The organism is Anaeromyxobacter dehalogenans 2CP-C (assembly GCF_000013385.1).
GTDB lineage: Bacteria > Myxococcota > Myxococcia > Myxococcales > Anaeromyxobacteraceae > Anaeromyxobacter > Anaeromyxobacter dehalogenans_B.
In genome coordinates this window covers 4,682,606-4,702,863 of record NC_007760.1, presented here as the reverse complement: position 1 = coordinate 4,702,863, position 20,258 = coordinate 4,682,606, and the positions used below count along the sequence as shown (strand labels likewise).

Genomic DNA, 20,258 nt, shown 5'->3' with positions numbered 1-20,258 from the left:
CGCGCCGGCGTCACATCGCCGGGCCGCGCGCCTCGCCGCCGCGCGGCGCAGGGCCCGGGCGGCGCGCGGCGCGCCGCGCCGTTCCCTCGGCGGGCGGCGGGGCGGTGGGCGCGCGGGCCTCGGCCGGCACCGCCGGCAGCGGGGCGGACGAGGCCGGCGCGGGCACCGGCCCGGCCAGCACCACGCGTTCGTCGCCGCCGGGCGCGCGCGGCGGGGCCGGCGCGAGCGGCTGGTAGACGTGGTAGTGGCCGATCCAGAGCGCGCGGCGGTACGCGCCGCGGATCTCCGCGACCGGCGCGGCGCCCAGGTTGCCGCTGCCGTACCAGGCGTCCGCCTCCGGGTCCGCGAGGTCCTGGAACAGCACCACCGCCGGGACCGCTCCGGCGCGGAGCGCCTCGAGCAGCGGGCGCGCCAGCGCGGGGTCGTGCGCGGAGGACAGCCGCAGCATCCACGCGTCCAGCAGCAGCGGCCGCTCGCCCGCGAGGAGCGGGAGCAGCGGGTCCTCGGAGAGGACCGGGCCGGGCGGCAGGGCGGAGACGACCGCGCGCAGCTCGCCGAGCCGGGAGCTCGACGCGTCCACGCGCCACGTGACGCCGGCGAGCAGCGCCCCGGCCAGCGCCGCCGCCGGCGCGCCGAGGCCGGGCCACGGCGACGAACGGCGCGACCGGGCGCGGGAGCCCGCCGCGGCCGCGAGCGCCGACGCGCCCGCCGCCTCCAGCTCGAGCAGGTGGTTCACGCCGGTGCCCGGGGAGGCGAGCACCGCGAGCAGGCCGAGCGCGGCGGCCGCCACCCAGAGCGCGGCCAGCAGGAGCCCGCCCGCGGCGGGCGCGCGCCACCCGGCCCAGGCGCGCGGCGCGGCGGCGCGGAGCGCGACGGCCGCCGCGACGACGAGCACCAGCCCGGCGCGGTCCTCCACCAGGAACAGCCGCACGAGCCGGAGCGGCGCGCGGAGCAGGTCGGCGGGCCCGGCGCCGCCCGCTGCGCAGGCGGCCAGGATCGACAGGAACCGGCCGTGCGAGAGCAGGTCGGTGGCGAGCGTCACCGTGGCGGCGCCGGCCGCGGTGGCGGCGGCGAGCCCCAGCGCGGCGCGGGGCGCGCGCCGCAGCGCCAGCCAGGCGACCGCGGCGGCGGGGGCGGTGAGCGCGGTGGGCTTGGCCGCGAACGCGAGCACGAAGCAGAGCGCCGCGAGCGCGAGCCGGCCGCGGCGCGGGCGCGGCGGCGCGTCGGCGTCGGGATCCGCGGCGAGCGTGGCGGCGAGGCCGAGCGCCTGGAGCGCCACCGCGAGCAGGTCGCCGCGGACCGCCGAGAGCGCGTGCTGCCCGGCGAAGCCCGCCAGCGCGAGCGCCGCGAACGCGGCCGCGGGCGCGCGGGCCAGCCCCATGCGCCGCGCCAGGAGGAAGCCGCCGAGCACGAGCAGCGCGCCGGCGGCGAGCGAGAGCGCGTAGCCGGAGGCGAGCAGCGGCGCGCCCAGGCGCAGCAGCCCCGCGTGCAGCGCGAACGCGAGCGGGAAGAAGCGGGTCCCGCCGTAGCCCAGCTCCGGCGAGGCGAGCGGGCGGTAGAACGTGCCGTGCGCGAGGTCGTCGGCGAGCGCCATCCAGGCGCCGGACACGTGGTTGAGCGCGTTCCCGCTGTCCCAGGCGGCGGGCAGGCGTGCGAGCGTGAGCGCCACGAGCAGGAGGGCGGGCACGACGACGGCGAGGGCGCGAGGCCGCATGCGAGGGGACGTGGGCAGCGCCGGCTGCCCCGGCGACCCCGGGCTCGGGTCGGGACCCCGTCGTCGCCCGGCCGTCACGCGCTCTCCGGGGGCGCCGCGGGGGCGCGGGCGGCCCGGCGCGCCCGGAACAGGCCCACCCAGCCGGCGGGCAGCCAGCCGAACGCCCACGAGACGCCCAGGTAGGCGGCCGCGAACGCGAGGCCACAGGCGGCCAGCCGGAAGAACGGCGGCGCGCCGAGCGCGTTCAGCGCCACCCAGGCGGCGGGCGCGGCGACGGCGGTCGCGCCCACCTGGCGGGCGAGCGCCCGGACCGGCAGGGCCTGGCGGAGCGGGGCCTCGAACAGCGCGGCGGTGCGCGCGAGCATGGCGGCGCGCGCCGCCGCCTCGGCCAGGATCCAGCCGCCGAGCGCGCCGATGGGGCCGAGGAGCGCGAGGCCGCCCGCGACCAGCGCGGCGGTGGCGCCGAGCTTCGCGGCGGAGAGCGCGAGCATGAACCGGTTCTGCGCCCGGGCCCGCATCACGCCGTCGAGCGGCAGCGCCGCGAGCAGCACCGAGCCGGTGGCGAGCCGGAAGATCGGCACGGCGGCGGCGTAGCGGGGCGAGAACAGGAACGGCACCAGCACCGGCGCCGCCACCGCGAGCAGGCCGGCCAGCGGCACGAACGCGAAGGAGAGCTGCAGCACCGCCTCGTGGAACAGCGCCAGCCCGGCCCGCGGCGGCCGGCCGGCGCCCTCGTGCTCGGCGAGCCCGATCTGCAGCAGCTCCGACACCGGCGTGTACAGCACGTCCACCACCGGGAGCTGGAACGTCCCCACGCTGTACACCGCGAACGCGGCCGCGCTCACCGCGGCGGCGACGGCGTACTGGTGCCACTGCTGCTGCGGCACGATGAGCACGAACGCGAGCCCGAACGGCAGCGCGTACGCCACCTGCCGCCGGAGCAGCGCGAGATCGCCGCGCAGCCCGTGCCGGCGGGCGAGGAGCCACAGGGAGAGCGCGGCGCGCACCGCGGTGGCGAGCGCGATCCCGGCGAACACGCCCTCGACCGAGCGCCACAGGAGCGCCCCCGCCACCATGGCGGCGCCGCGGCCGCCCTCGGTGGCGACCCGCGCCAGCGCCGCCGCGCCGATGCGCCCGGTGGCGTTCCAGGCCACGTCTAGCGGCGCGCCCGCCACCGTGAACGCGGTGAAGGCGGCCACCCAGGGGAGGTTGCGGGTGAGCTCGGGGTTGTCGAAGTGCGCCGCCACCCAGGGCCGCGCCAGGAGCAGCAGCAGCGCCGCCGCGGCGCCCACCGCGAGCAGCGCCCACGCCGTCTGCGCCACGTAGCGGTCGCGGCGGGAGGGGTCGCGCGGGACGAAGTAGTAGAGGCTCTGGGTGAGCCCGAGCGGAAGCACGAGCGCGAGCGTCTGGGAGACCAGCCAGGCCTGCTTGAACGTCCCGTAGGAGGCGGGCACCAGGACGCGCGCGAGCACCAGCGGGACCGCGAACGTGAGCGCGGCCCCGGCGAGGCGCGCAGCCATGAGCGGGCGCGCTCGGGCGAGGATCGAGTCGGGCAAGCCATTCCCTCCGCACCGAACGATGCGCCTCGCGCCGCCCCGCGGCGCGTGCCGGCCCGGGCGGCACCGCCCGCGCGGGGCAGCTGCTCATCCTGCGTCCCTCGACTCCGGCCGGGCCTCGATCGTTTCCGCTCACCCCGAGCGTCCCTCGACTCCGGCCGGGCCCTATCGTTTCCGCTCACCCCGAGCGTCCCTCGACTCCGGCCGGGCCCTATCGTTTCCGCTCACCCCGAGCGTCCCTCGACTCCGGCCGGGCCCTATCGTTTCCGCTCACCCCGAGCGTCCCTCGACTCCGGCCGGGCCTTGGTGGTTTCGCTCACCCCGAGCGTAGGGCCGCGGAGCGGCCCGGAGTCGAGGGGCCCGGCCTACGCTCGGGATGAGCGGGAGTCGAGGGGCCCGGCCTACGCTCGGGATGAGCGGGAGTCGAGGGGCCCGGCCCACGCTCGGGATGAGCGGGTCCGCACGGGGACTAGAGCGCGCCGGCGAGCGCCAGCCCGCCGCCGGACGGCAGCGGCAGGGGCACGAGCGCGAGGGCCGAGGGCCCGCGCGAGCGCGGCGCGTCCGGGCCCGACCGCCGGTGCAGCACCACCCAGCGCCCCACCGACCAACCCAGCACCGAGCCGAGCAGCGAGTCGGAGAGGAAGTGCCGGTGGTCCACGACGTGGAACGCCACCAGCCCGCCCACCAGCGCGTGCAGCCCGAGCTGCGCCGCGAGCGGCGGCTCGAAGTACGCGGTGCCGGAGGAGAGCAGCGCGTAGAGCGTGGCGGCGTGGCCGGAGGGCGTGCCGGCGGGGTAGAGCCGGAGCGAGGCGCGCGGGCCGAGCACGCGCCCCTCGCCGTCGCCGTCGCGCGGCCCCTCGCGCCCGACGAGCAGCTTCACCGTCACGTGGTACGCCTGCGCCACCGTGAGCGCCTCCGCCATGAGCGAGCAGCCCTGCGCCACGTACGCGTCGCCGCGCCGGGTCGCGAGCCACCACGTCCCGAGCCCGCCCACCGCGATCCCGCCCCACAGCGCCGGCTGGACCACGTCGTTCCAGACCAGCGGCAGGTGCGGGTTCAGCTCGCGGGTGATCCAGCGGTCGAGGCGCACGTCCGCCGACGGGCGCGCGGGCCACATGAGCGCCAGCCCCGATCCCAGCGCCAGCGCCAGCCCCGCCGCGTCCGGCGCGCTCCAGCGCGGCGCGTCGGCCGGGATCGCCACGAGGTCGAGCAGGACGCGCCGGACCACCGGGAGGTCCGCGTAGCGGGTCCCCTCGCCCAGGAACGGCCCGGGCTCCGCGCCCGCCGCGCTCGCCGGCGCGAGCGCGAGGGCGAGCGCGGCGGCGATCGCGATCACGGGCGCTCAGTTGCAGGTGGGCGTGCCGTTGCAGATCGGCGGCGCCGGGGTGCACGCGTCGTAGGTGACGGCGCACCGGGTCGCCACGAACGGCCCCGCGAGCTTGCCGCCGTCCTCGAACGTGAGGTCGAGCGAGCCGCGGATCTCGTTCGCCGAGATCGCGCTGATCGTGGCGGTGCCCGTCGCGTCGATGGACGCCTTGTCCACGCAGGCGTCGTCGGTCTCGTTCGCCGAGAAGATGCCGACCCGCACCGCGCCGGTGGCGTCCGGGGTGAGGTTGCCCGGGTCGGCGACCACCGGGTACCCGGCGGCGTCGAGCGGCGGGGCGGTCACGTCGGCGCCGGTGAGGCTGATGCGCGCGTGGACCAGCAGCCCGCCCACCAGCCCGAAGCTCTTCTTCATGGCGCAGGGCGTGGTGAGCGTCTGGCACAGCCCCGGGCTCCTCGAGAAGCCGAGCAGCACCGACGAGGGCGCGTACGGGACCGGCGCCGGGAGCCCCGGGATGTCGATGGTGCAGGCGTTCGAGGTCTCGGGCCCGGCGAAGGCCGCCTCCACCACGGTGAAGGGCTGGCCGCGGACGGTGCCGGTGAGCTCGGTGGGCCCGCTGTCGTGGCTGCTGGAGCCGCAGCCGGCGGCGGCGAGCGCCGCGAGGGCGAGGGCGATTCGCGTGGTGCGCACGGTGGTTCCCCCTGTGAGATGGACGCCGCAAGCGCACCACCCGGGCGCGGGCCCGTCAACGCACCGCGCGTGGTCCGCCGTCCCGGGTTCGCCCGTCCGCCCGCGTCGGCGGCGCGCGCCCCGGAAGGTGGAGCGCAAGCAGGGCAGCGGCGGCCCCGCGCGGGCGGCGCTACGCTGACCGCGGAGGTCGCGATGCGCACCATCCGCCGGCTCGCGCTCGCCGCAGTGGTCGCGCTCGCGGGGTGCGGCCGCGGGTGCGGGAACACCGACACGCCCTTCGACCCGGCCGCCGGCTACGAGCCGCTCGAGGACTGCAAGGCGAGCTTCCCCGCGCCGGTCGAGGGGGACCCGCATCCGGAGACGCTCGTCACCGTGGACGGCGACGGGCCGGAGTGGTCCTGGGCCCACGGCGCGGCGTACGTGCACGCGCCGCTCCCGGTCGTCTGGGAGGCGCTGCAGGATCCGGCCACCAGCCGCATCCACGGGGCGGACTGGCACGTCACCGGCACGGTGGAGCCGGACTACCCGCTCTCCTTCGAGATCCGGTACGAGGCCGGCCCGTCGGGCCTCCGGGTGCACTGGGTGATCGCCTACCGCGGCGGGCCGCTGGTGGGCACGGTCGAGGCGCCGGAGGTGATCGGCTTCCGCTACCAGCGCATCCACGGCACCGTGAACGTGGAGGTGCAGGACGGGTCGCTCGTCGCGACCGACGCCGGGGACGGGGTCACCGCGCTCCAGTTCGTCTGCCACCTGAACGCGTACCACCAGGACCACGACGACGTGCGCGGCACGGTGCAGGACTGGTTCACCGACCTCGTGGCGAAGGTCCGCACGCTCCAGCCGCCGCCCTGACCCTCACGCGCCCCGGCCCGTCGCCAGGGCCGGCGCGGGCCGCAGCACGTCCAGCATGCGCGCGGCGGCGCGCGTCCAGCCGAAGCGGGCCGCGGCGCGGGCGCGGCCGGCGGCGCCCATGGCGCGGGCGCGCGGCGGATCGGCGAGCAGCGCGTCGAGGGCCGCCGCGAGGGCGGCCGGGTCGCGCGGCGGCACGAGCAGCCCGGTCTCGCCGTCGGCCACGATCTCCGGGATGGCCTCGATCCGGCTCGCCACCACCGGCAGCTCGAAGGCCATCGCCTCGAGGAAGGAGAGGCCGAAGGCCTCGCGCAGGGTGGGGAGCGCGAACACCGCCGCGGTGGCGTACAGGCGGGCGAGCGCCTCCTTGCCGAGCAGGCCGTGATCGGTGACGCCCTCCGGGAGCACGGCCGGCGCGCGCCCGGTCACGAGCGCGAGGCGGGCACTCGGGTGGGCGCGGCGCACCTCGCGGAACGCCTCGAGCAGCTCCGGCCCGCCCTTCGGCACGAAGTTCCGGCCCACGAACAGCACCAGCGGCTCGCGCGCCAGCCCCAGGTCGCGCGGCCCGGGCTCGACGTTCGGGCCGGCGCCCACCACGTGGACCCGGGCCGGGCTCACCCGGTAGTCGGCGAGGAGCGAGGCGCGCACGGCCTCGCTCATCGTGAAGATGCCGGCGGCGCCCCGGTACACCGCCTCCTCGCGCGCGCGCCACTCGGGCGCGTAGGGCACCGGCGGCGGGAGCCCCTCGAGCGGCGGGTAACGCTCGGCGATGGCGCGGGTGTGGTCGAGGTACAGGTGGTACGGCGCCTCCGGGGCGAGCCCCGGCGAGAACAGCACGCCCGCCTGCAGCACCGCGTCGGCCCGGGCGCGCCGGACCGCCTCGCCGGCCCGCGCGGAGAGGTGATCGAACGCGAAGGTGGTGTGGAAGTAGTACGGCTTCCAGCTCCGGCCGTGCGTGCGCATCGCCTCGGCGACGGCGCGCACCACCGCGGGGCGGACGTTCGGGATCCGGCAGCCGGGGCGGAGCTGGTACAGGAACCCCTCGGCAGGGTTCGCGTCCACCACCTCGGCGCCGGCCCCCGCCAGGCTGCGGGTGATGGCGGCGGTGACGCCGGACTGCGGGCCGTAGTGCAGGTAGAGGACGCGCATCGGGCCGCAAGCTAGGTCCTCCGCCCGGCGGCGGCGCTTGCCGCGCCGGGGCGTGTTCACCCGCGGGCAATTCACTCGCGGTGCGTGCACGGCGTCCGGCCGGGCGGGCGCGCGCCGGCCCGCCCGCCACCGGGCGCCTGCTCGCCCGTCTGTGGTGCCGGCCCCGACTCTCATGGCAGATCAGCACCTGAACGAGACGCCGGGAGGCAGGCTGTACGCTGATCGGGGCGGCGTCCCTACATGGAGAGCCTCCTTTGACGCTCCGCCCGCTCGCGGCCCCCGCCGCGTTCGCCGCCGTCCTCGCCCTGCTCGTCGCCGCGCTCCCCGCCCAGGCCGCCTCGGTCTGGACGGCCACCTCCACCGAGAAGATCCGCCCCGCCGCCGCCGCGCGCGCGCAGGGCAGCGCCGCGCTGACCGCCGCGCGCAACGAGTTCGAGTCGTTCCAGGTGGTGATCACCGGCGCCGCCACCGGCGTCCGCGCCACGACCGCCGGGCTGACCGGCCCGGCGTCGCTCCCCGCCCGGCTCTACCGCGAGGCGATCATCAACCTCGCGAGCCCCTCGGCGCTCGACGGGGGGACCGGCCCCTGGCCCGACGCGCTGGTGCCGGACGTGGACGAGCTGGCGGGCGAGCGCCGCAACGCCTTCCCGTTCGACGTCCCGGCGGGCGAGAGCCGGGCGATCTGGGTGGAGCTCCACGTGCCGCCCGACGCGCCGGCGGGCGACTACGCCGGCTCGGTCCGGGTGACCTGGGACGGCGGCGAGGCCACCGTGCCGGTGACGCTCACCGTCTGGCCGTTCACGCTGCCGTCCACCGCGTCGCTGAAGAGCGCGTTCGGCCTCTCGTGGGGCACGCTCAACACGGCGCACGGCGTCTCCGGCGACGCGCTCTCGGCGCTGCGGGCGCGCTACGGCCAGCTCGCGCTCGACCACCGGATCACGCTCTCGCGGATCGACGACGGCAACCGCGACCTCGCGCACTTCGCCAGCTTCTTCGGCCCGCTGTTCGACGGCGCCTCGGCGGCGACGCTCCCCGGGGCGCAGGCCACCTCGGTCGAGTACCTGGGCGGCAGCTCGGGCTACGCCTCGTGGGCGAGCTTCTTCCAGTCGCGCGGCTGGGACGACCGGCTGTTCCAGTACACCTGCGACGAGCCCCCGCTGCAGTGCGCCTGGAGCGACATCCCGGCGCGCGCCGCCTCGGCGCGCGCGGTGTCCCCGGCCCTGCGCACGCTCGTCACCACCACCATCCAGCAGGCCGACGCGGCCGGCGTGACCCCGGCCATCGACGTGCTCGTGCCGGTGGTGAACTTCCTCGACGACCGCGCCGGCGAGCGGTTCGCCGGGCCGCAGCGCGCCGCGTACGACGCGTTCCTGGCCGGCTCGCCGCGCCGCGAGGTGTGGACGTACCAGAGCTGCATGAGCCACGGCTGCGGGGGCACCGTGGACATGGGCTCGCCCAGCGACTCGGATCGCTACTTCACCGGCTGGCCGAGCTACATGATCGACGCGTCGGCGGTGCGCAACCGCGCCATGGAGTGGATCTCGTTCAACCACCGGGTGACGGGCGAGCTCTACTACGAGACCACCATGGCGTACTCGCACGACCCCTGGGCGAACCAGTGGGACTTCTCGGGCAACGGCGACGGGACGCTGTTCTACCCGGGCACGCCGGCGAAGGTGGGCGGGACCACGCAGATCCCGGTCGCCTCCATCCGCCTGAAGATGATCCGCGAGGGCATGGAGGACTACGAGTACCTGAAGCTGCTCACCGACCTGGGCGACGGCGCGCTGGCGCGCGAGATCTCCGCCGCGCTGTTCCCGCACCCCTACGACGCCGAGGTGAGCCCGGCCGACCTGCTCGCCGCGCGCGAGCGGATCGCGCGGCGCATCGTCGAGCTGGGCGGCGGCACGCCCGGGTCGCCCGGCAGCGGCACGGGGGGCGGGTCGGTCGGCGGCGGCGGCGGGTTGCAGGCCGGCGTGGTCGCGGCGAACGGCTGCGGCAGCGGCGCGGGCGGGCTGCTCGCGCTGCTCGGCCTGGTGGGCGCGCTGCGGCGCCGGCGGCGGTAGGGGCGGGCGCGGCCCCGGGCCGGGCGCGCGCCCGGCCCGGACCGCCGGGTCAGAACGCCAGCACGAGCTTCCCGAAGCTCTCGTTCCGCTCCATCCGCTCGTGCGCCTCGCGCACCTGCGCGGCCGGGATCACCGCGTCCACCACCGGCTTCACCTTGCCGGCGGCGACGAGCGGCAGGACGTCCTTCGCGAACGCCTGCGTGGCCGCGATCTTCTCCTCGAGCGGCCGCGGCCGGAGCACCGTGCCCACGATGCTGCCCCGCGCGCGCATGAGCGCGCCGAGGTCCACGGTCGGCTTCCCGCCACCCATGGTCCCGATCACCACGATCCGGCCGCCGGTGGCGAGCACGGCCAGGTTCTCGGCGGTGTACGGCCCGCCCACGAAGTCGAGCACGAGCGGGCAGCGCCCGGCGACCTTCTTCACCTCGTCCGCGAAGCGCGGCTCGTCCTTGCCCACCAGGATCCCGTGGTCGAGGCCGAGCGCCCGCGCGCGCTCCAGCTTCTCGGCGGTGCGCGAGGTGCCGATCACGGTCGCGCCGGCCGCCTTCGCGATCTGCACCGCGGCGGTGGAGACGCCCGAGCCGACCGCGTGGATCAGCACCGGCCAGCCGGGCCGCAGGCCACCCAGCGTGAACAGCGCGTCGTGCGAGGTCATCCCGGCCTCGGGGATGGCCCCGGCCTCCTCGAACGAGAGGCGGTCCGGGATGCGCACCAGCATCCGCTCGTGCACGAGGCAAAGCTCCGCCTGCGCCTCCCCGGCGGCGATGGCCATGACCCGGTCGCCCGGCTTCCAGGCGGTGACGCCCGCGCCGACCGCCGCCACCTCGCCGGCGAGCTCCAGGCCCGGCACGTCCTCGCGGTATCCCGGCGGCGGCGGGTAGAGCCCGCGCCGCTGCAGCAGGTCGGCGCGGTTGAGCGCCGCCGCGCGCACGCGCACCAGCACCTCGCCGCGCGCCGGCGACGGATCCGGCAGCTCGCGCAGCGCGATGACCTCGGGACCGCCCTTGCCGCCGAACACGACCGCCTTCATGGGATCCTCCGCATGCCCGGCGCGCCGAAGTGGCCGGAGGCCGATCCGAACGGCGCCTCGTAGGTGGCGCCGTCCGGATCGCGCGCCACCGCGGCGCGCCCGGGCTCGACGCGGGCGAGAGGATACCGGTCCGCGCGCGGGGGCGCGACCCTCTCGCCGTCGGGCGGGCAGGCCGGCGACGGATCGAGGGCGGCGAGCGCCTCGGCGGGCTCGGCGGCGACCGCCAGCACGTAGCCGTTGTACGTGCCTTCCCACCACATGGAGAGCTCGGCCGGCGCGGTGGCCGCGGCGGCGGCGAGGTCGAGCAGCGCGGCGCGGAAGCGCCGGAACGGCGCGGTGTCGTGGCGCGGGTCGGCGCCGGGCGGGAGCGCGCCCGCGTGGCGGGCGCGCAGGTCCTCGAGCGCGAACAGGACGATCCGGGCGGTCACGCCGGGATCGTAGCGGTCAACCGTGCAGCGCGCCGTCCACGCCCACCACCACGTCGCGGAGCGGGATGGCCTTGCCGGACGCGGCGATGGCCTGGCGGGCGGCCATGGCGATGCCGCCGCAGCACGGGACCTCCATGCGCGCGACCGTCACGCTGCGGACGTCGGAGCGGGCGAGCATCTGCCCGAGCTTCTCGGCGTAGAAGCGGTTGTCGTCGAGCTTCGGGCAGCCGACCACGAGCGCGTGGCCCGCGAGCAGGTCGTCGTGGAAGCGCGCGTACGCGAACGGCACGCAGTCCGCCGCCACGAGCAGGTCGGCGCCGTCGAGCCAGGGCGCGCCGATCGGCACGAGGTGGAGCTGCACCGGCCAGTGCGCGAGCCGGCTCTCGCCGGACGCGGGCGCGGCCGCGGCGCCGTTCGCGGGCGGCGCGGCGCGGGGCGAGAGCGTGCGGCTCCGCGAGCCGGGGCAGCCGCCGCCCTGGGGCGCGGGATCGGCGGACGGCACGATCGAGAGCAGCGGGCGCGGGCGCGCCGGCGCCGGGGCGGGCGGGGCCGGCGGCTGCGCCGCGTGCGCCGCGGGCGTCCGGCCCTGGCGCGCGAGGTGCTGCGCGACGACGGCCTCGTCGAACGCGTCGGCGTCCCGCTCGATCACGGTGATGGCGTCCTGGGGGCACTCGCCCAGGCAGGCGCCCAGCCCGTCGCAGAGCGCGTCGCCCGAGAGCCGCGCCTTGCCGTTCACCAGCGCGATCGCGCCCTCGGCGCAGGAGGGGATGCACTGCCCGCAGCCATCGCACTTCGCCTCGTCGATGTGGACGATCTTCCGGATCATTTCGCGCCCTTATCGCACGGGAGCCACCCCGGACGGTAGTCAGCGGGCGCTTCGGGCCCAGGGGCGAAAACTGGCCGGGACGGCAGGTGCGCGGTAAGCCGGGACATCGCCCGATATCGCGGGGTTGGCGGGCCCGCGGGGCGGGGAGCGGGCCCGGGAGCCGGGATGGCGAGGACGATCGAGCTCAGCCTGGAGGAGGTGGTCGCCGCCGGCAGGGTGCTGTTCGGCCCGGGCTTCGCGGCCGACCGCGCCGGCTGGCGCGAGGAGCTGAAGGCCGCCTACCGCCGGCGGGCCCTCGAGACCCACCCCGATCGCGCGGGCGCCACCGGCCGCCCCGAGCACGAGCTGGCGCGCGAGTTCCGGGCGGTGGCCGACGCGTACCGCGTGCTGTCCGCGCTGCGCGGGCCCGCCGCCCCGGCGCGCGCCCGGCCCCCGCGGCCCGCCCCGGCGCGCGCGCCGCGCCGGTCCGCCCCCACGGCGCGCACCGCCCCGACCCCGCGCCCCGCGCCCGCCGCGCGGGCCGCCCCGGCCGCCGATCCCGCCGGCATGCCCCGGCGCCGGCTCCGGCTCGCCGAGTTCCTGTTCCACGCGGGCGTCATCCCCTGGACCGCGTTCGTCGAGGCGGTGGCCTGGCAGCGCGCGCAGCGGCCTCCGCTCGGCCGGCTCGCGGTGGACTGGGGCTTCCTCCGCCCCGCCGACGTGGCGCGGATCCTCGAGCTGCGGCGCGCGGGGGGGCGCGCGGTCCCGTTCGGCGAGGTGGCGGTGCGCCACGGCTACCTCACCTCGTTCCAGCTCCTCGCGCTGCTCGGGCGCCAGCTCCGCCAGCAGCGCCGCATCGGCGAGTACTTCGTGGAGCGCGGGCTCGTCACGCCCGCCGCCCTCGACGAGCTGCGCCGCCGCATGGCGCTCCACAACGCCCGGTTCGCCGGCTAGCCGCCGCGCCGGAACACGAGCAGCCGGTCGCCCTCCACCGCGGGCAGCTCCAGCTCGGCCTCGAGCCGGAGCCCGGCGCGCGCCGCCTCCTCGGCGAGCGCCTCCACCTCGCGCACGCCGAGCGCCGGGTCGTGCGCGCGCAGCTCCGCGTCGAAGCGCGCCAGCCGCCCGGCGAGCGGGGCGCCGCGGTGGGAGAACGGGCCGTACACGCACAGCGGGCCGCCCGCCGGCAGCACCTCGGCCGCGCCCCCGCACAGCGCGGCGGCGCAGGCCGGCGGCGTGACGTGCAGCACGTTCACGCACAGCACCGCGCCGGCGCGCCGGCGCCGCCAGGCCGGCGCGACGAGGTCGAGGTCGAGCGGCGGGCGCAGGTTCGGGAGCCGGGCCTCCTTCGCCCAGGCGCGGACGCTGGCGCGGGCCTCCGGATCCGGATCCGAGGGCTGCCACGCGAGCGCGGGGAAGCGCGCCGCGAGGAACACGGCGTGCTCGCCGGTGCCGCTCCCGAGCTCGAGCACCTCGCCGGTCTCCGGCAGGAACTCGTCCAGCGCGGCGGCGAGCGCCTCGCGGTTGCGCAGCGCCAGCTTCGCGGTCCGCTTCACGGCGGGTCGTCCTCGGCGGTGTGCCCGGCCGCGTCGCCGGGCGCGCGCGGCAGCAGCCGCAGCCGGCCGCCGGGATCCGCCTGGAGGCGCCGCGCCCGGTCGGCGCGCCGCCGCGACAGCTCGACGCCGACCGCGTCGAGGCCGTGCGCGTTCGCGACCGCCAGCATGGTGCCGAGCCCGCAGAACGGATCCACCACCGTCCGGCAGCCGGTCTCGGCGAGGAGGAACCGCGCCACCGCCTCGCACGCCGCGGCGCCCATGGCCCGCGGCCACGGCATCTGCCCGAGCGCGGGGAGCACGTCCGGGGTGGCGCGGGCCGGGTCGAGCCGGAGCGCGCGCGAGCAGCAGAGGAGGTGCGCGTAGGCGGGCCGGCCGAAGGTGGCGGTGCCGGGCGGCACGCGGCAGACGATCTTGTGGAAGCGCAGCCGCGCGCCGGCCCGCGCGGCGCCGAGCGCCACGAGGTGCGCCTTGTCCACCCAGGCGCCGTCGCGCTTCACGTCGGTCTGGTAGAAGATCGCCGGCGCGCCGGCGTCCACCGCGGCGCAGGCGAGCGCCGCGACGTCCACGAACCACGCCTCCCAGCCCGCCGCGCCGAGCGCGGGCAGCTCGGAGGCGTCCGGCAGCGAGGTGACGAGGGCGTGGTCCGGCGGGAGCGGCGCCGCCTCGCGCAGGAACGCCACGCCGTCGCCGCAGCGGACGTCGCGCCGCGGCGCCCGCGCGCCCACCTCGCCGGCCTGGGGCCGCCCGTCCGCCATCGCGCCGGAGTTCAGCCCACGCGACCGGTCGCGTCAAGCCGCGGGCCGGCGCCGCGGCCCGGGCGGATCGTGCGGCCGGGGCGCCGTTCCCTTCCGCCCGCACATCGGGTAGAGAGCCGCGGCATGGAGACCTTCAAGGAGTCGTTCGCGGTCCACAGCTACGAGGTGGACGCGTTCGGCACGCTGGCGCCGCCCGCGCTCACCGGCTTCCTGATGGAGGCCGCCGGCCTGCACGCCGGCCGGCTGGGCGTCGGCATCGACGCGCTCATGGAGAAGGGGCTGACCTGGGTGCTCGTCCGGCAGCGGACCGAGATGCCGGCGCCCATCGTGCTCGGCGACGTGCTCGAGGTCGAGACCTGGCCGGTGGGCGTGGACCGGCTGGCCGCGCTCCGCGACTTCGTGGTCCGCCGCCGCGACGGCGCCGAGGTGGCGCGCGGCACCACCCAGTGGTTCGTGCTCGACGTGAAGACGCGCAAGCCGGTGCGCCCGGAGACGGCGCTCGACGCGCGCTTCCCGCGCGAGCTGGGCAAGCCGGTCGTGGACGTCGCGCCGGGCAAGCTGCCGGAGCTGCGCACCTGGGAGTTCCAGAAGCGGTTCCACGTCCGCTACCAGGACATCGACGTGAACCTGCACGTGAACAACGGCAGCTACGTCTCCTGGGCGCTCGAGGCGATCCCGAAGGACGTGTACACGAGCTCGCGGGTGGCGGCGCTCGAGGTGCAGTACCTCGCCGAGTGCCACTACGGCAGCGCGGTGCTCTCGCGCCTGGCGCGCACCGGGCCGGGCGCGTTCGCCCACGCCATCGTGCGCGAGGAGGACGAGAAGGAGCTCGCGCGCATCACCACGAGCTGGGTGCCGCGGTAGGTCACGGCCCGCCGAGCAGCAGCCGCACCGTCACGATGGCCGCGGCGAAGCCGGCCAGGTCGGCGAGGAGCGCGGCCGGGAGCGCCTGACGGTAGCGGGTGATCCCCGCCGCGCCCATGTACACGGCCAGCACGTAGAACGTGGTCTCGGTCGAGCCCGCCATCACCGAGGCGAGCCGCCCGGCGTAGCCGTCCGGCCCCTCGCTGCGCAGCACGTCGCCGACGACGCCCAGCGCCGCGCCACCGGAGAGCGGCCGGACCAGCACGAGCGGCAGCACGCTCGCGGGCAGGCCCAGCGCGGAGGTCACCGGCGCGAGCGCGGCGGCCGCCGCGTCCATGGCGCCCGAGGCGCGCAGCATCCCCAGCGCCACGAAGATGGCCACCAGCGCCGGGATGATCCGCACCGCGGTCGCGAAGCCCTCCTTCGCGCCCTCCACGAACACCGGGTAGACCTTCACGCCGCGGGCGAGCGCCAGCGCCGGGATGCCCGCCAGCAGCACCGGGATGGCCCAGGTGGAGAGGGCGTCGAGCGCGGCGCGGATCACGGCGTCGCCTCGGGCCCCGCCGCCGGCGCCGGGAACAGCCGGGCGAGCGCCTTCGCCGCGAGGACCGCCACCGCCACGCCGCAGGCCGAGGCGCAGAGCGTGGCGCCGAGGATCTCCGCCGGCGCGCGCGAGCCCGCCGCGGCGCGGAGCGCGATGACGCTCGCCGGGACGAGCTGCACCGAGGCGGTGTTGAGCGCGCACAGGAGCGCCTGCGCGTCGGAGGCGGTGCCCTTGCGCGGGTTCAGCTCCTCCAGCGCCTGCATGGCCTTCACGCCGAACGGGGTGGCCGCGTTGCCGAGGCCGAGCGCGTTCGCGGAGAGGTTCATGAGCATCGCGCCCATGGCCGGGTGGTCGGGCGGCACCTCGGGGAACAGGCGCACGAGCACCGGCCGCGCCGCCCGGGCGAGGGCCCGCACCAGCCCGGCCTCCTCCGCCACCTTCATGAGGCCGAGCCACAGCGCCATGGCCCCGGCCAGGCCGAGCGAGAGCGTCACCGCCTTCGCGGCCGAGTCCAGCGCCGCCGCGGTGAGCGCGCCCATGCGCCCGTTCACCGCCGCGGCGACCACGGAGGCCCCCAGGAGCACCGTCCAGATCGCGCCCATCGCGGCGATTCTGGCCGGGCCGATCCCGAAGGCGAGTTTTTGGTAGAACAGCGGCGTTCCTCGGAACGCCTCCATGACGACCCCGACCCCCGCGCGCCTCGCCCTCGTCGCCCTCTGCTGCTCGACCTCCCTCGCGCTCGCCGCCTGCCCCGAGCAGCGGCCGCAGCCGGTGAAGGCGCCGCCGCGCCCGCCGCAGGCGGCGCTGGCCGCCGGGTCCGGGGACCTCGCCGACGTGCTCACCGTGCCGCGGCCGACCGGGCCGGAGTGGTTCGGCGTGTACCTGGTCGGCCAGAAGGCGGGCTGGAGCAAGGCCGAGCTGACCCGCGAGCTGCGCGACGGGCGCGACGTGCTGGTCGGGCGGAGCGAGCTGCTGCTCCGCGTGAACGTGGGCGGCAAGACGGTGGAGCGGCGCCAGAGCGAGGAGCGCGTCTGGGAGGCGCGCCCGGGCGGCCGGCTGATGGGCTTCAAGGCGACGTTCTCCGGCGACGGCGGCGAGCGGACGCTCACCGGCACCTGCGCGAAGGACCGCTGCAAGCTCACCACCACCGGGGCCGACGGCACGCGCGAGCAGGAGCTGGAGGGCGTGGCCGAGACGGCGGAGATGGCCGACGGCGTCCGGCTCGCGGCGGCGCGGCGCGGGGTCGTCCGCGGCAAGCAGCTCGACCTGCTCGAGGTGCGGGTGCGCGAGGTGCAGCACGTGTTCGTGCGCCGGGAGCCGGTGGCCGGCGCGGGCGTGCAGGAGGAGGTCTCGGTCGTCGAGGAGTCGAAGATCGACGATCGCGTGGCCATCCAGTACAAGGTGGCGGACGACGGCCGGATCGTGGAGTGGCGCCTCGGCGACGGCATCCTGGGCCGGCCCGAGCCGCCCGACCGCGCGCAGCGGCTCGACGAGGTGGACCTGTTCGCGCTCGGCCGCGTGCCGCTGCCGAGGCCGCTGCCGCGCACCGTGCCGGCCACCATCACCTACCGCCTGCGGGGGCTCCCGGCCGCGTTCCAGAAGGCGGACGGGCGCCAGAAGTACGAGCGCGGCCCGGAGGGCACCACGCTCCTCACCGTCGCCGCGAAGCCGCCCGCCGCGGCCGATCCGGCCAAGGACACGCCGCTCGCGCGCGCGGGGGAGGGCGCGAGCGAGGACGATCTCGCCGCCACCGCGAAGGTGGACTCCGACGCGCCCGCGATCGCGGCGCTGGCGAAGCAGGCGGCGGGCGACGCGCGCGGCACCTACCAGGCCTCGCTCGCGCTGGCGCGCTGGGTGAACGAGCACCTCGAGAAGGCGTACGGCGCGAGCAGCGACCGGGCGAGCGACGTGCTCGTCGCGCGCAAGGGCGACTGCACCGAGCACGCCGTGCTCACGGTGGCGCTGGCGCGCGCGCTGGGCATCCCCGCGCGGCAGGTCTACGGCCTCGTGTACGCGCGCTACGCCGACGGCAAGGACGCGCTGTACTGGCACGCCTGGGCGGAGGTGCGGAGCGCCGGCGAGTGGATCGCCATCGACCCGACGTTCGGGCAGCCGGTGGCGGACGCCACGCACGTGGCGCTCGGCACCGAGAAGCAGGAGGACGCGATGGGCCTGCTCGGCGCCCTCAAGGTGGAGAAGGTGGACGTGAAGGGCGCGAAGTAGCGCGCCGCGCGTTGCGGGCGGCCGCGGGCTGCGGTTTACTCGCGCCCCCACCTTCCCGAGGGAGCGCGCATGACCGGTCTCGATCACGTCGCCATCCTGGTGTCCGACCTCGACGCGGCGGTGAAGCTCTACCGCGACGTCTACGGGCTGCCCGAGCCCGAGATCGAGGAGGTCGCGACCGAGCAGGTCCGGGTGGCCATCTTCGGCCACGGCGCCGGGCGCATCGAGCTCGTCTCGCCGGCCGGGCCCGACAGCCCCATGGCGAAGACCATCGAGAAGCGCGGCGAGGGGCTGCACCACGTCTGCCTCGAGGTGCCGGACCTCGCCCGCGCGATGGCGGCGCTGAAAGCCCAGGGCGCGCCGCTCCTCGACGAGGTGCCGCGCCCGGGCGCGGGGGGCTCCAAGGTCGCGTTCGTCCACCCCAAGGGCAGCCGCGGCGTGCTGGTGGAGCTGAAGGAGGGCGGCAAATAGGGCCGACGAGCGCCGTGGGCAGTGACCGCGCGCCGCCAGGCGCGCCCGCGGGGACCTCGCGCGAACCCGCGAAGCGGGCGCGCGAGGTCACGGGCCCCGCGCAGCAGGAGTGGGGCCCCGACGGCTTCGCCGGCGGGGCGAGGGCGCAGCCCTCGTTGCGAGCGACCCCCCCCCCAGCCCTCCCTCGACGCCGCCCGCGCCGGCCGGTGCGGGACACGCCCGGGACGAGCGGCCGAGGCCGGAGGGGCGCGGCCCTCGTCGCAACCATTGACCGCGCTCAGGGCGCGTGTTTTATCCAGCCGTTCCTCTTCGGAAGGGGTCGCACACATGTCCCGCCTCCTCGCGGCCGCGCTCGCGGCGCTCCTCCTCCTCCCCGGCGCGGCGCGCGCGCAGGCCGAGTCCGGCGCGCCGGCCCCGGCGCCGGAGGCGGCCAAGCCCGCCGCGGACGCGCCCAAGGACGCCGAGCTGGACGCGAAGACCCGCGCGGCCATCCAGCGCGCGGTCGAGAAGGCGAAGGAGGAGCTGCGCGACGAGGTCCGCGCCGAGATCCAGGGCGCGCAGTCGGCCGCCGAGTTCATGGGCGCCGTCGCCGAGGGGCCGAAGCTCGAGTTCCTGCAGCTGGACGGCTACCTGCGCCTCCGCGGCGACCTCTACGACAACCTCGACCTGGGCGGCGTGGACTCCTCGGGCCACAGCTACTTCCCGAAGCCGCTGCAGGGCACGAACCGCGGCTCGCTCGCCTCGGCCAACATGCGCCTGCGCGCCGAGCCCACGCTGAACATCTCCGAGCGCGTCCGCGTGAAGGCGCAGATCGACGTGCTCGACAACTACGTGCTCGGCTCGTCGAACAGCGACCTGTTCGACGCGTACCACTCCCCCTACACCGCCTCGTTCTACGGCTCGTCGCGCGCGCTCTCGAAGCACGACGCCAGCGCCGACCGCGACGCGATCCAGCCGAAGCGCGCCTGGGCAGAGGTGCAGACTCCGGTCGGCCTGCTCAGCTTCGGCCGCATGCCCTCGGAGTGGGGGCTCGGCATCCTCACCAGCGCCGGCAGCAAGATCGACGACGACTACGGCGACACGGTGGACCGCATCCAGTTCGCGCTCCCGCCGGTGGCCACGCCCATCGGGAAGCTCAGCTTCGCGCCCATGCTGGACTTCGACTCCGAGGGCGTGCTCCACCCCGATCCGCACTTCGGCCCCGGCCTGGGCCAGCCGTTCGACGCCGAGTCCGGCGACGACGCCCGCACGTTCGCGCTCAAGATCGCGCGCCTCGACACCGACGACGAGATCCGCCGCAAGGTGGAGCGGAACAGCAGCTCCTTCAACTACGGCCTGTACTACCTGTACCGGACGCAGCGCTGGACGTACCCGAGCTGGCGCACGCAGGGCTACGACGGGTCCTACGGCGACACCGGGGACCCGGCCACCGAGCCGGACAAGGTGAAGCGGAACGCGTACACGCACGTGGCGGACTTCTGGGCCCGCCTCGTCACGCAGCGCTGGCACCTCGAGCTGGAGACGGTCGGCGTCTACGGCCACATCGGCGAGGCGTTCGAGTACGTGCCGGACGCGACCGACGCCACGCGCCAGGTGATCTCGTCGCTCGGCCGCGTGCTGCTGCGCCAGTGGGCCGCCACGCTGACCGCGCGCTACAAGGCCATCCCGAACAAGGTGACGCTGGGCGCCGAGCTGGGCGCCGCGAGCGGCGACTCGGCCCCCGGTTTCGGCGTGGACACCGAGCGCAAGGCGACGGACGCGAGCGGCAACACCATGCTCCCGCCGTACGGCTCCATCGACGGCCCGCAGTTCGGCCAGCCCGGCGACCGCGCCATCCGCAACTTCCGCTTCAACCCGGCCTACCGGGTGGACCTGATCCTGTGGCGGCACATCATCGGCCAGGTGACCGACGCCTGGTACCTGAAGCCGTCGCTGCGCTGGGACATCCTGCCCGGCCTGGCGCTCGACACCGCGCTCGTCTACTCGCAGGCGATGTCCGGCGCGTCGGTGCCGAGCGCGGTGGCGCAGGACACCACCAGCGCCGAGGGCGCCTACGTGCTCCAGAAGCAGGGCAAGAAGCCGCTCGCCGTCGAGGCCGACGCGCGCCTCTCGCTCGACTCGGGCAACGGCTTCATGACCTGGGCCGAGGGCGGCGTGCTCCAGCCCTTCGGCGGCCTGGGCAACTCGCTCTCGCGCGGCTGGGTCCTGAGCTTCGGGATGGCGGCGAAGTTCTAGGA

Annotated in this window: 19 protein-coding genes; 7 read left to right on the top strand and 12 right to left on the bottom strand. The window is 77.0% G+C overall.

The window, feature by feature from the left end; translation table 11 throughout:
- Positions 1-10 precede the first annotated feature (10 nt).
- The 4 genes from ADEH_RS21130 to ADEH_RS21115 all read right to left on the bottom strand — a co-directional run bounded on the left by ADEH_RS21130 (position 11) and on the right by ADEH_RS21115 (position 5,284).
- On the bottom strand, positions 11-1,714 hold the full coding sequence (locus tag ADEH_RS21130; RefSeq protein ID WP_011423137.1) for a hypothetical protein: 1,704 nt from the start codon (positions 1,712-1,714) through the stop codon (positions 11-13).
- A 74-nt stretch (positions 1,715-1,788) separates the two neighbouring features.
- A complete protein-coding gene (locus ADEH_RS21125; RefSeq protein ID WP_041453748.1) occupies positions 1,789-3,270 on the bottom strand; it encodes a lipopolysaccharide biosynthesis protein in 1,482 nt (493 codons plus the stop codon).
- A 469-nt stretch (positions 3,271-3,739) separates the two neighbouring features.
- Positions 3,740-4,606: a phosphatase PAP2 family protein gene (locus ADEH_RS21120; protein ID WP_011423135.1), complete on the bottom strand. Its 867-nt coding sequence runs from the start codon at positions 4,604-4,606 to the stop codon at positions 3,740-3,742.
- Between the two features lie 6 nt (positions 4,607-4,612).
- Complete coding sequence (locus ADEH_RS21115; protein ID WP_011423134.1) at positions 4,613-5,284, bottom strand: hypothetical protein; 672 nt, start codon at positions 5,282-5,284, stop codon at positions 4,613-4,615.
- A gap of 192 nt (positions 5,285-5,476) precedes the next feature.
- On the opposite strand from ADEH_RS21115, the gene ADEH_RS21110 reads away from it, so the two are divergent.
- Positions 5,477-6,136, top strand: coding sequence for a hypothetical protein (locus tag ADEH_RS21110; RefSeq protein ID WP_011423133.1), 660 nt, complete (start codon positions 5,477-5,479; stop codon positions 6,134-6,136).
- A gap of 3 nt (positions 6,137-6,139) precedes the next feature.
- Here ADEH_RS21110 and ADEH_RS21105 read toward each other — a convergent pair whose 3' ends face one another.
- Entirely contained in the window at positions 6,140-7,282 is a 1,143-nt protein-coding gene (locus ADEH_RS21105) for a glycosyltransferase family 4 protein (protein WP_011423132.1), read from the bottom strand.
- 254 nt (positions 7,283-7,536) lie between these two features.
- Here ADEH_RS21105 and ADEH_RS21100 point away from each other — a divergent pair, with 254 nt between their 5' ends.
- Entirely contained in the window at positions 7,537-9,348 is a 1,812-nt protein-coding gene (locus ADEH_RS21100) for a DUF4091 domain-containing protein (protein ID WP_049760151.1), read from the top strand.
- A gap of 49 nt (positions 9,349-9,397) precedes the next feature.
- Here the strand turns inward: ADEH_RS21100 and ADEH_RS21095 are convergent, their stop codons facing one another.
- The 3 genes from ADEH_RS21095 to ADEH_RS21085 are packed head-to-tail and all read right to left on the bottom strand — an operon-like array spanning position 9,398 to position 11,632.
- Positions 9,398-10,378: an NAD(P)H-quinone oxidoreductase gene (locus tag ADEH_RS21095; RefSeq protein WP_011423130.1), complete on the bottom strand. Its 981-nt coding sequence runs from the start codon at positions 10,376-10,378 to the stop codon at positions 9,398-9,400.
- Positions 10,375-10,806 carry a hypothetical protein gene (locus ADEH_RS21090; RefSeq protein ID WP_011423129.1) on the bottom strand — a complete coding sequence of 144 codons (432 nt, stop codon included), beginning with the start codon at positions 10,804-10,806 and terminating at the stop codon, positions 10,375-10,377. Before ADEH_RS21090 ends, ADEH_RS21095 begins: the two co-directional genes overlap by 4 nt.
- A gap of 16 nt (positions 10,807-10,822) precedes the next feature.
- Positions 10,823-11,632: an ATP-binding protein gene (locus ADEH_RS21085; protein ID WP_011423128.1), complete on the bottom strand. Its 810-nt coding sequence runs from the start codon at positions 11,630-11,632 to the stop codon at positions 10,823-10,825.
- 165 nt (positions 11,633-11,797) lie between these two features.
- Here ADEH_RS21085 and ADEH_RS21080 point away from each other — a divergent pair, with 165 nt between their 5' ends.
- Positions 11,798-12,565 carry a J domain-containing protein gene (locus tag ADEH_RS21080; RefSeq protein WP_011423127.1) on the top strand — a complete coding sequence of 256 codons (768 nt, stop codon included), beginning with the start codon at positions 11,798-11,800 and terminating at the stop codon, positions 12,563-12,565.
- On the opposite strand, the gene ADEH_RS21075 is transcribed toward ADEH_RS21080, so the two are convergent.
- Complete coding sequence (locus tag ADEH_RS21075) at positions 12,562-13,164, bottom strand: DUF938 domain-containing protein (RefSeq protein WP_011423126.1); 603 nt, start codon at positions 13,162-13,164, stop codon at positions 12,562-12,564. The two genes, ADEH_RS21080 and ADEH_RS21075, sit on opposite strands and share 4 nt — an antisense overlap.
- Positions 13,161-13,919, bottom strand: a complete 759-nt coding sequence (locus ADEH_RS21070; protein ID WP_011423125.1) for a hypothetical protein — start codon at positions 13,917-13,919, stop codon at positions 13,161-13,163. The genes ADEH_RS21075 and ADEH_RS21070 overlap by 4 nt, the downstream gene beginning before the upstream one ends.
- A 123-nt stretch (positions 13,920-14,042) precedes the next feature.
- Between ADEH_RS21070 and ADEH_RS21065 the strand changes: the two genes are divergently transcribed.
- Complete coding sequence (locus tag ADEH_RS21065; protein WP_011423124.1) at positions 14,043-14,783, top strand: acyl-[acyl-carrier-protein] thioesterase; 741 nt, start codon at positions 14,043-14,045, stop codon at positions 14,781-14,783.
- A gap of 1 nt (position 14,784) precedes the next feature.
- Here the strand turns inward: ADEH_RS21065 and ADEH_RS23375 are convergent, their stop codons facing one another.
- Together ADEH_RS23375 and ADEH_RS23370 are read right to left on the bottom strand one after the other, a co-directional pair.
- Positions 14,785-15,327, bottom strand: coding sequence for a spore maturation protein (locus ADEH_RS23375; RefSeq protein ID WP_011423123.1), 543 nt, complete (start codon positions 15,325-15,327; stop codon positions 14,785-14,787).
- Positions 15,324-15,929: a nucleoside recognition domain-containing protein gene (locus ADEH_RS23370; protein ID WP_011423122.1), complete on the bottom strand. Its 606-nt coding sequence runs from the start codon at positions 15,927-15,929 to the stop codon at positions 15,324-15,326. The genes ADEH_RS23375 and ADEH_RS23370 overlap by 4 nt, the downstream gene beginning before the upstream one ends.
- Positions 15,930-16,002: 73 nt before the next feature.
- Here ADEH_RS23370 and ADEH_RS21050 point away from each other — a divergent pair, with 73 nt between their 5' ends.
- The 3 genes from ADEH_RS21050 to ADEH_RS21040 all read left to right on the top strand — a co-directional run bounded on the left by ADEH_RS21050 (position 16,003) and on the right by ADEH_RS21040 (position 20,256).
- Entirely contained in the window at positions 16,003-17,550 is a 1,548-nt protein-coding gene (locus ADEH_RS21050; protein ID WP_011423121.1) for a transglutaminase-like domain-containing protein, read from the top strand.
- A 69-nt stretch (positions 17,551-17,619) separates the two neighbouring features.
- A complete protein-coding gene (gene mce / locus ADEH_RS21045; protein ID WP_011423120.1) occupies positions 17,620-18,021 on the top strand; it encodes a methylmalonyl-CoA epimerase in 402 nt (133 codons plus the stop codon).
- A 327-nt stretch (positions 18,022-18,348) separates the two neighbouring features.
- Positions 18,349-20,256, top strand: coding sequence for a TIGR04551 family protein (locus ADEH_RS21040; RefSeq protein ID WP_011423119.1), 1,908 nt, complete (start codon positions 18,349-18,351; stop codon positions 20,254-20,256).
- Positions 20,257-20,258: the final 2 nt, after the last annotated feature.

Excerpts from the sequence above, each read along its gene's own strand:
- ADEH_RS21130 (WP_011423137.1), bottom strand. The coding sequence starts at position 1,714 with ATGCGGCCTCGCGCCCTCGCCGTCGTCGTGCCCGCCCTCCTGCTCGTG.
- ADEH_RS21110 (WP_011423133.1), top strand. The coding sequence starts at position 5,477 with ATGCGCACCATCCGCCGGCTCGCGCTCGCCGCAGTGGTCGCGCTCGCG.
- ADEH_RS21105 (WP_011423132.1), bottom strand. The coding sequence starts at position 7,282 with ATGCGCGTCCTCTACCTGCACTACGGCCCGCAGTCCGGCGTCACCGCC.
- ADEH_RS21095 (WP_011423130.1), bottom strand. The coding sequence starts at position 10,378 with ATGAAGGCGGTCGTGTTCGGCGGCAAGGGCGGTCCCGAGGTCATCGCG.
- ADEH_RS21085 (WP_011423128.1), bottom strand. The coding sequence starts at position 11,632 with ATGATCCGGAAGATCGTCCACATCGACGAGGCGAAGTGCGATGGCTGC.
- ADEH_RS21080 (WP_011423127.1), top strand. The coding sequence starts at position 11,798 with ATGGCGAGGACGATCGAGCTCAGCCTGGAGGAGGTGGTCGCCGCCGGC.
- ADEH_RS21070 (WP_011423125.1), bottom strand. The coding sequence starts at position 13,919 with ATGGCGGACGGGCGGCCCCAGGCCGGCGAGGTGGGCGCGCGGGCGCCG.
- ADEH_RS21065 (WP_011423124.1), top strand. The coding sequence starts at position 14,043 with ATGGAGACCTTCAAGGAGTCGTTCGCGGTCCACAGCTACGAGGTGGAC.
- ADEH_RS23370 (WP_011423122.1), bottom strand. The coding sequence starts at position 15,929 with ATGGGCGCGATCTGGACGGTGCTCCTGGGGGCCTCCGTGGTCGCCGCG.
- ADEH_RS21050 (WP_011423121.1), top strand. The coding sequence starts at position 16,003 with ATGACGACCCCGACCCCCGCGCGCCTCGCCCTCGTCGCCCTCTGCTGC.
- mce (WP_011423120.1), top strand. The coding sequence starts at position 17,620 with ATGACCGGTCTCGATCACGTCGCCATCCTGGTGTCCGACCTCGACGCG.
- ADEH_RS21040 (WP_011423119.1), top strand. The coding sequence starts at position 18,349 with ATGTCCCGCCTCCTCGCGGCCGCGCTCGCGGCGCTCCTCCTCCTCCCC.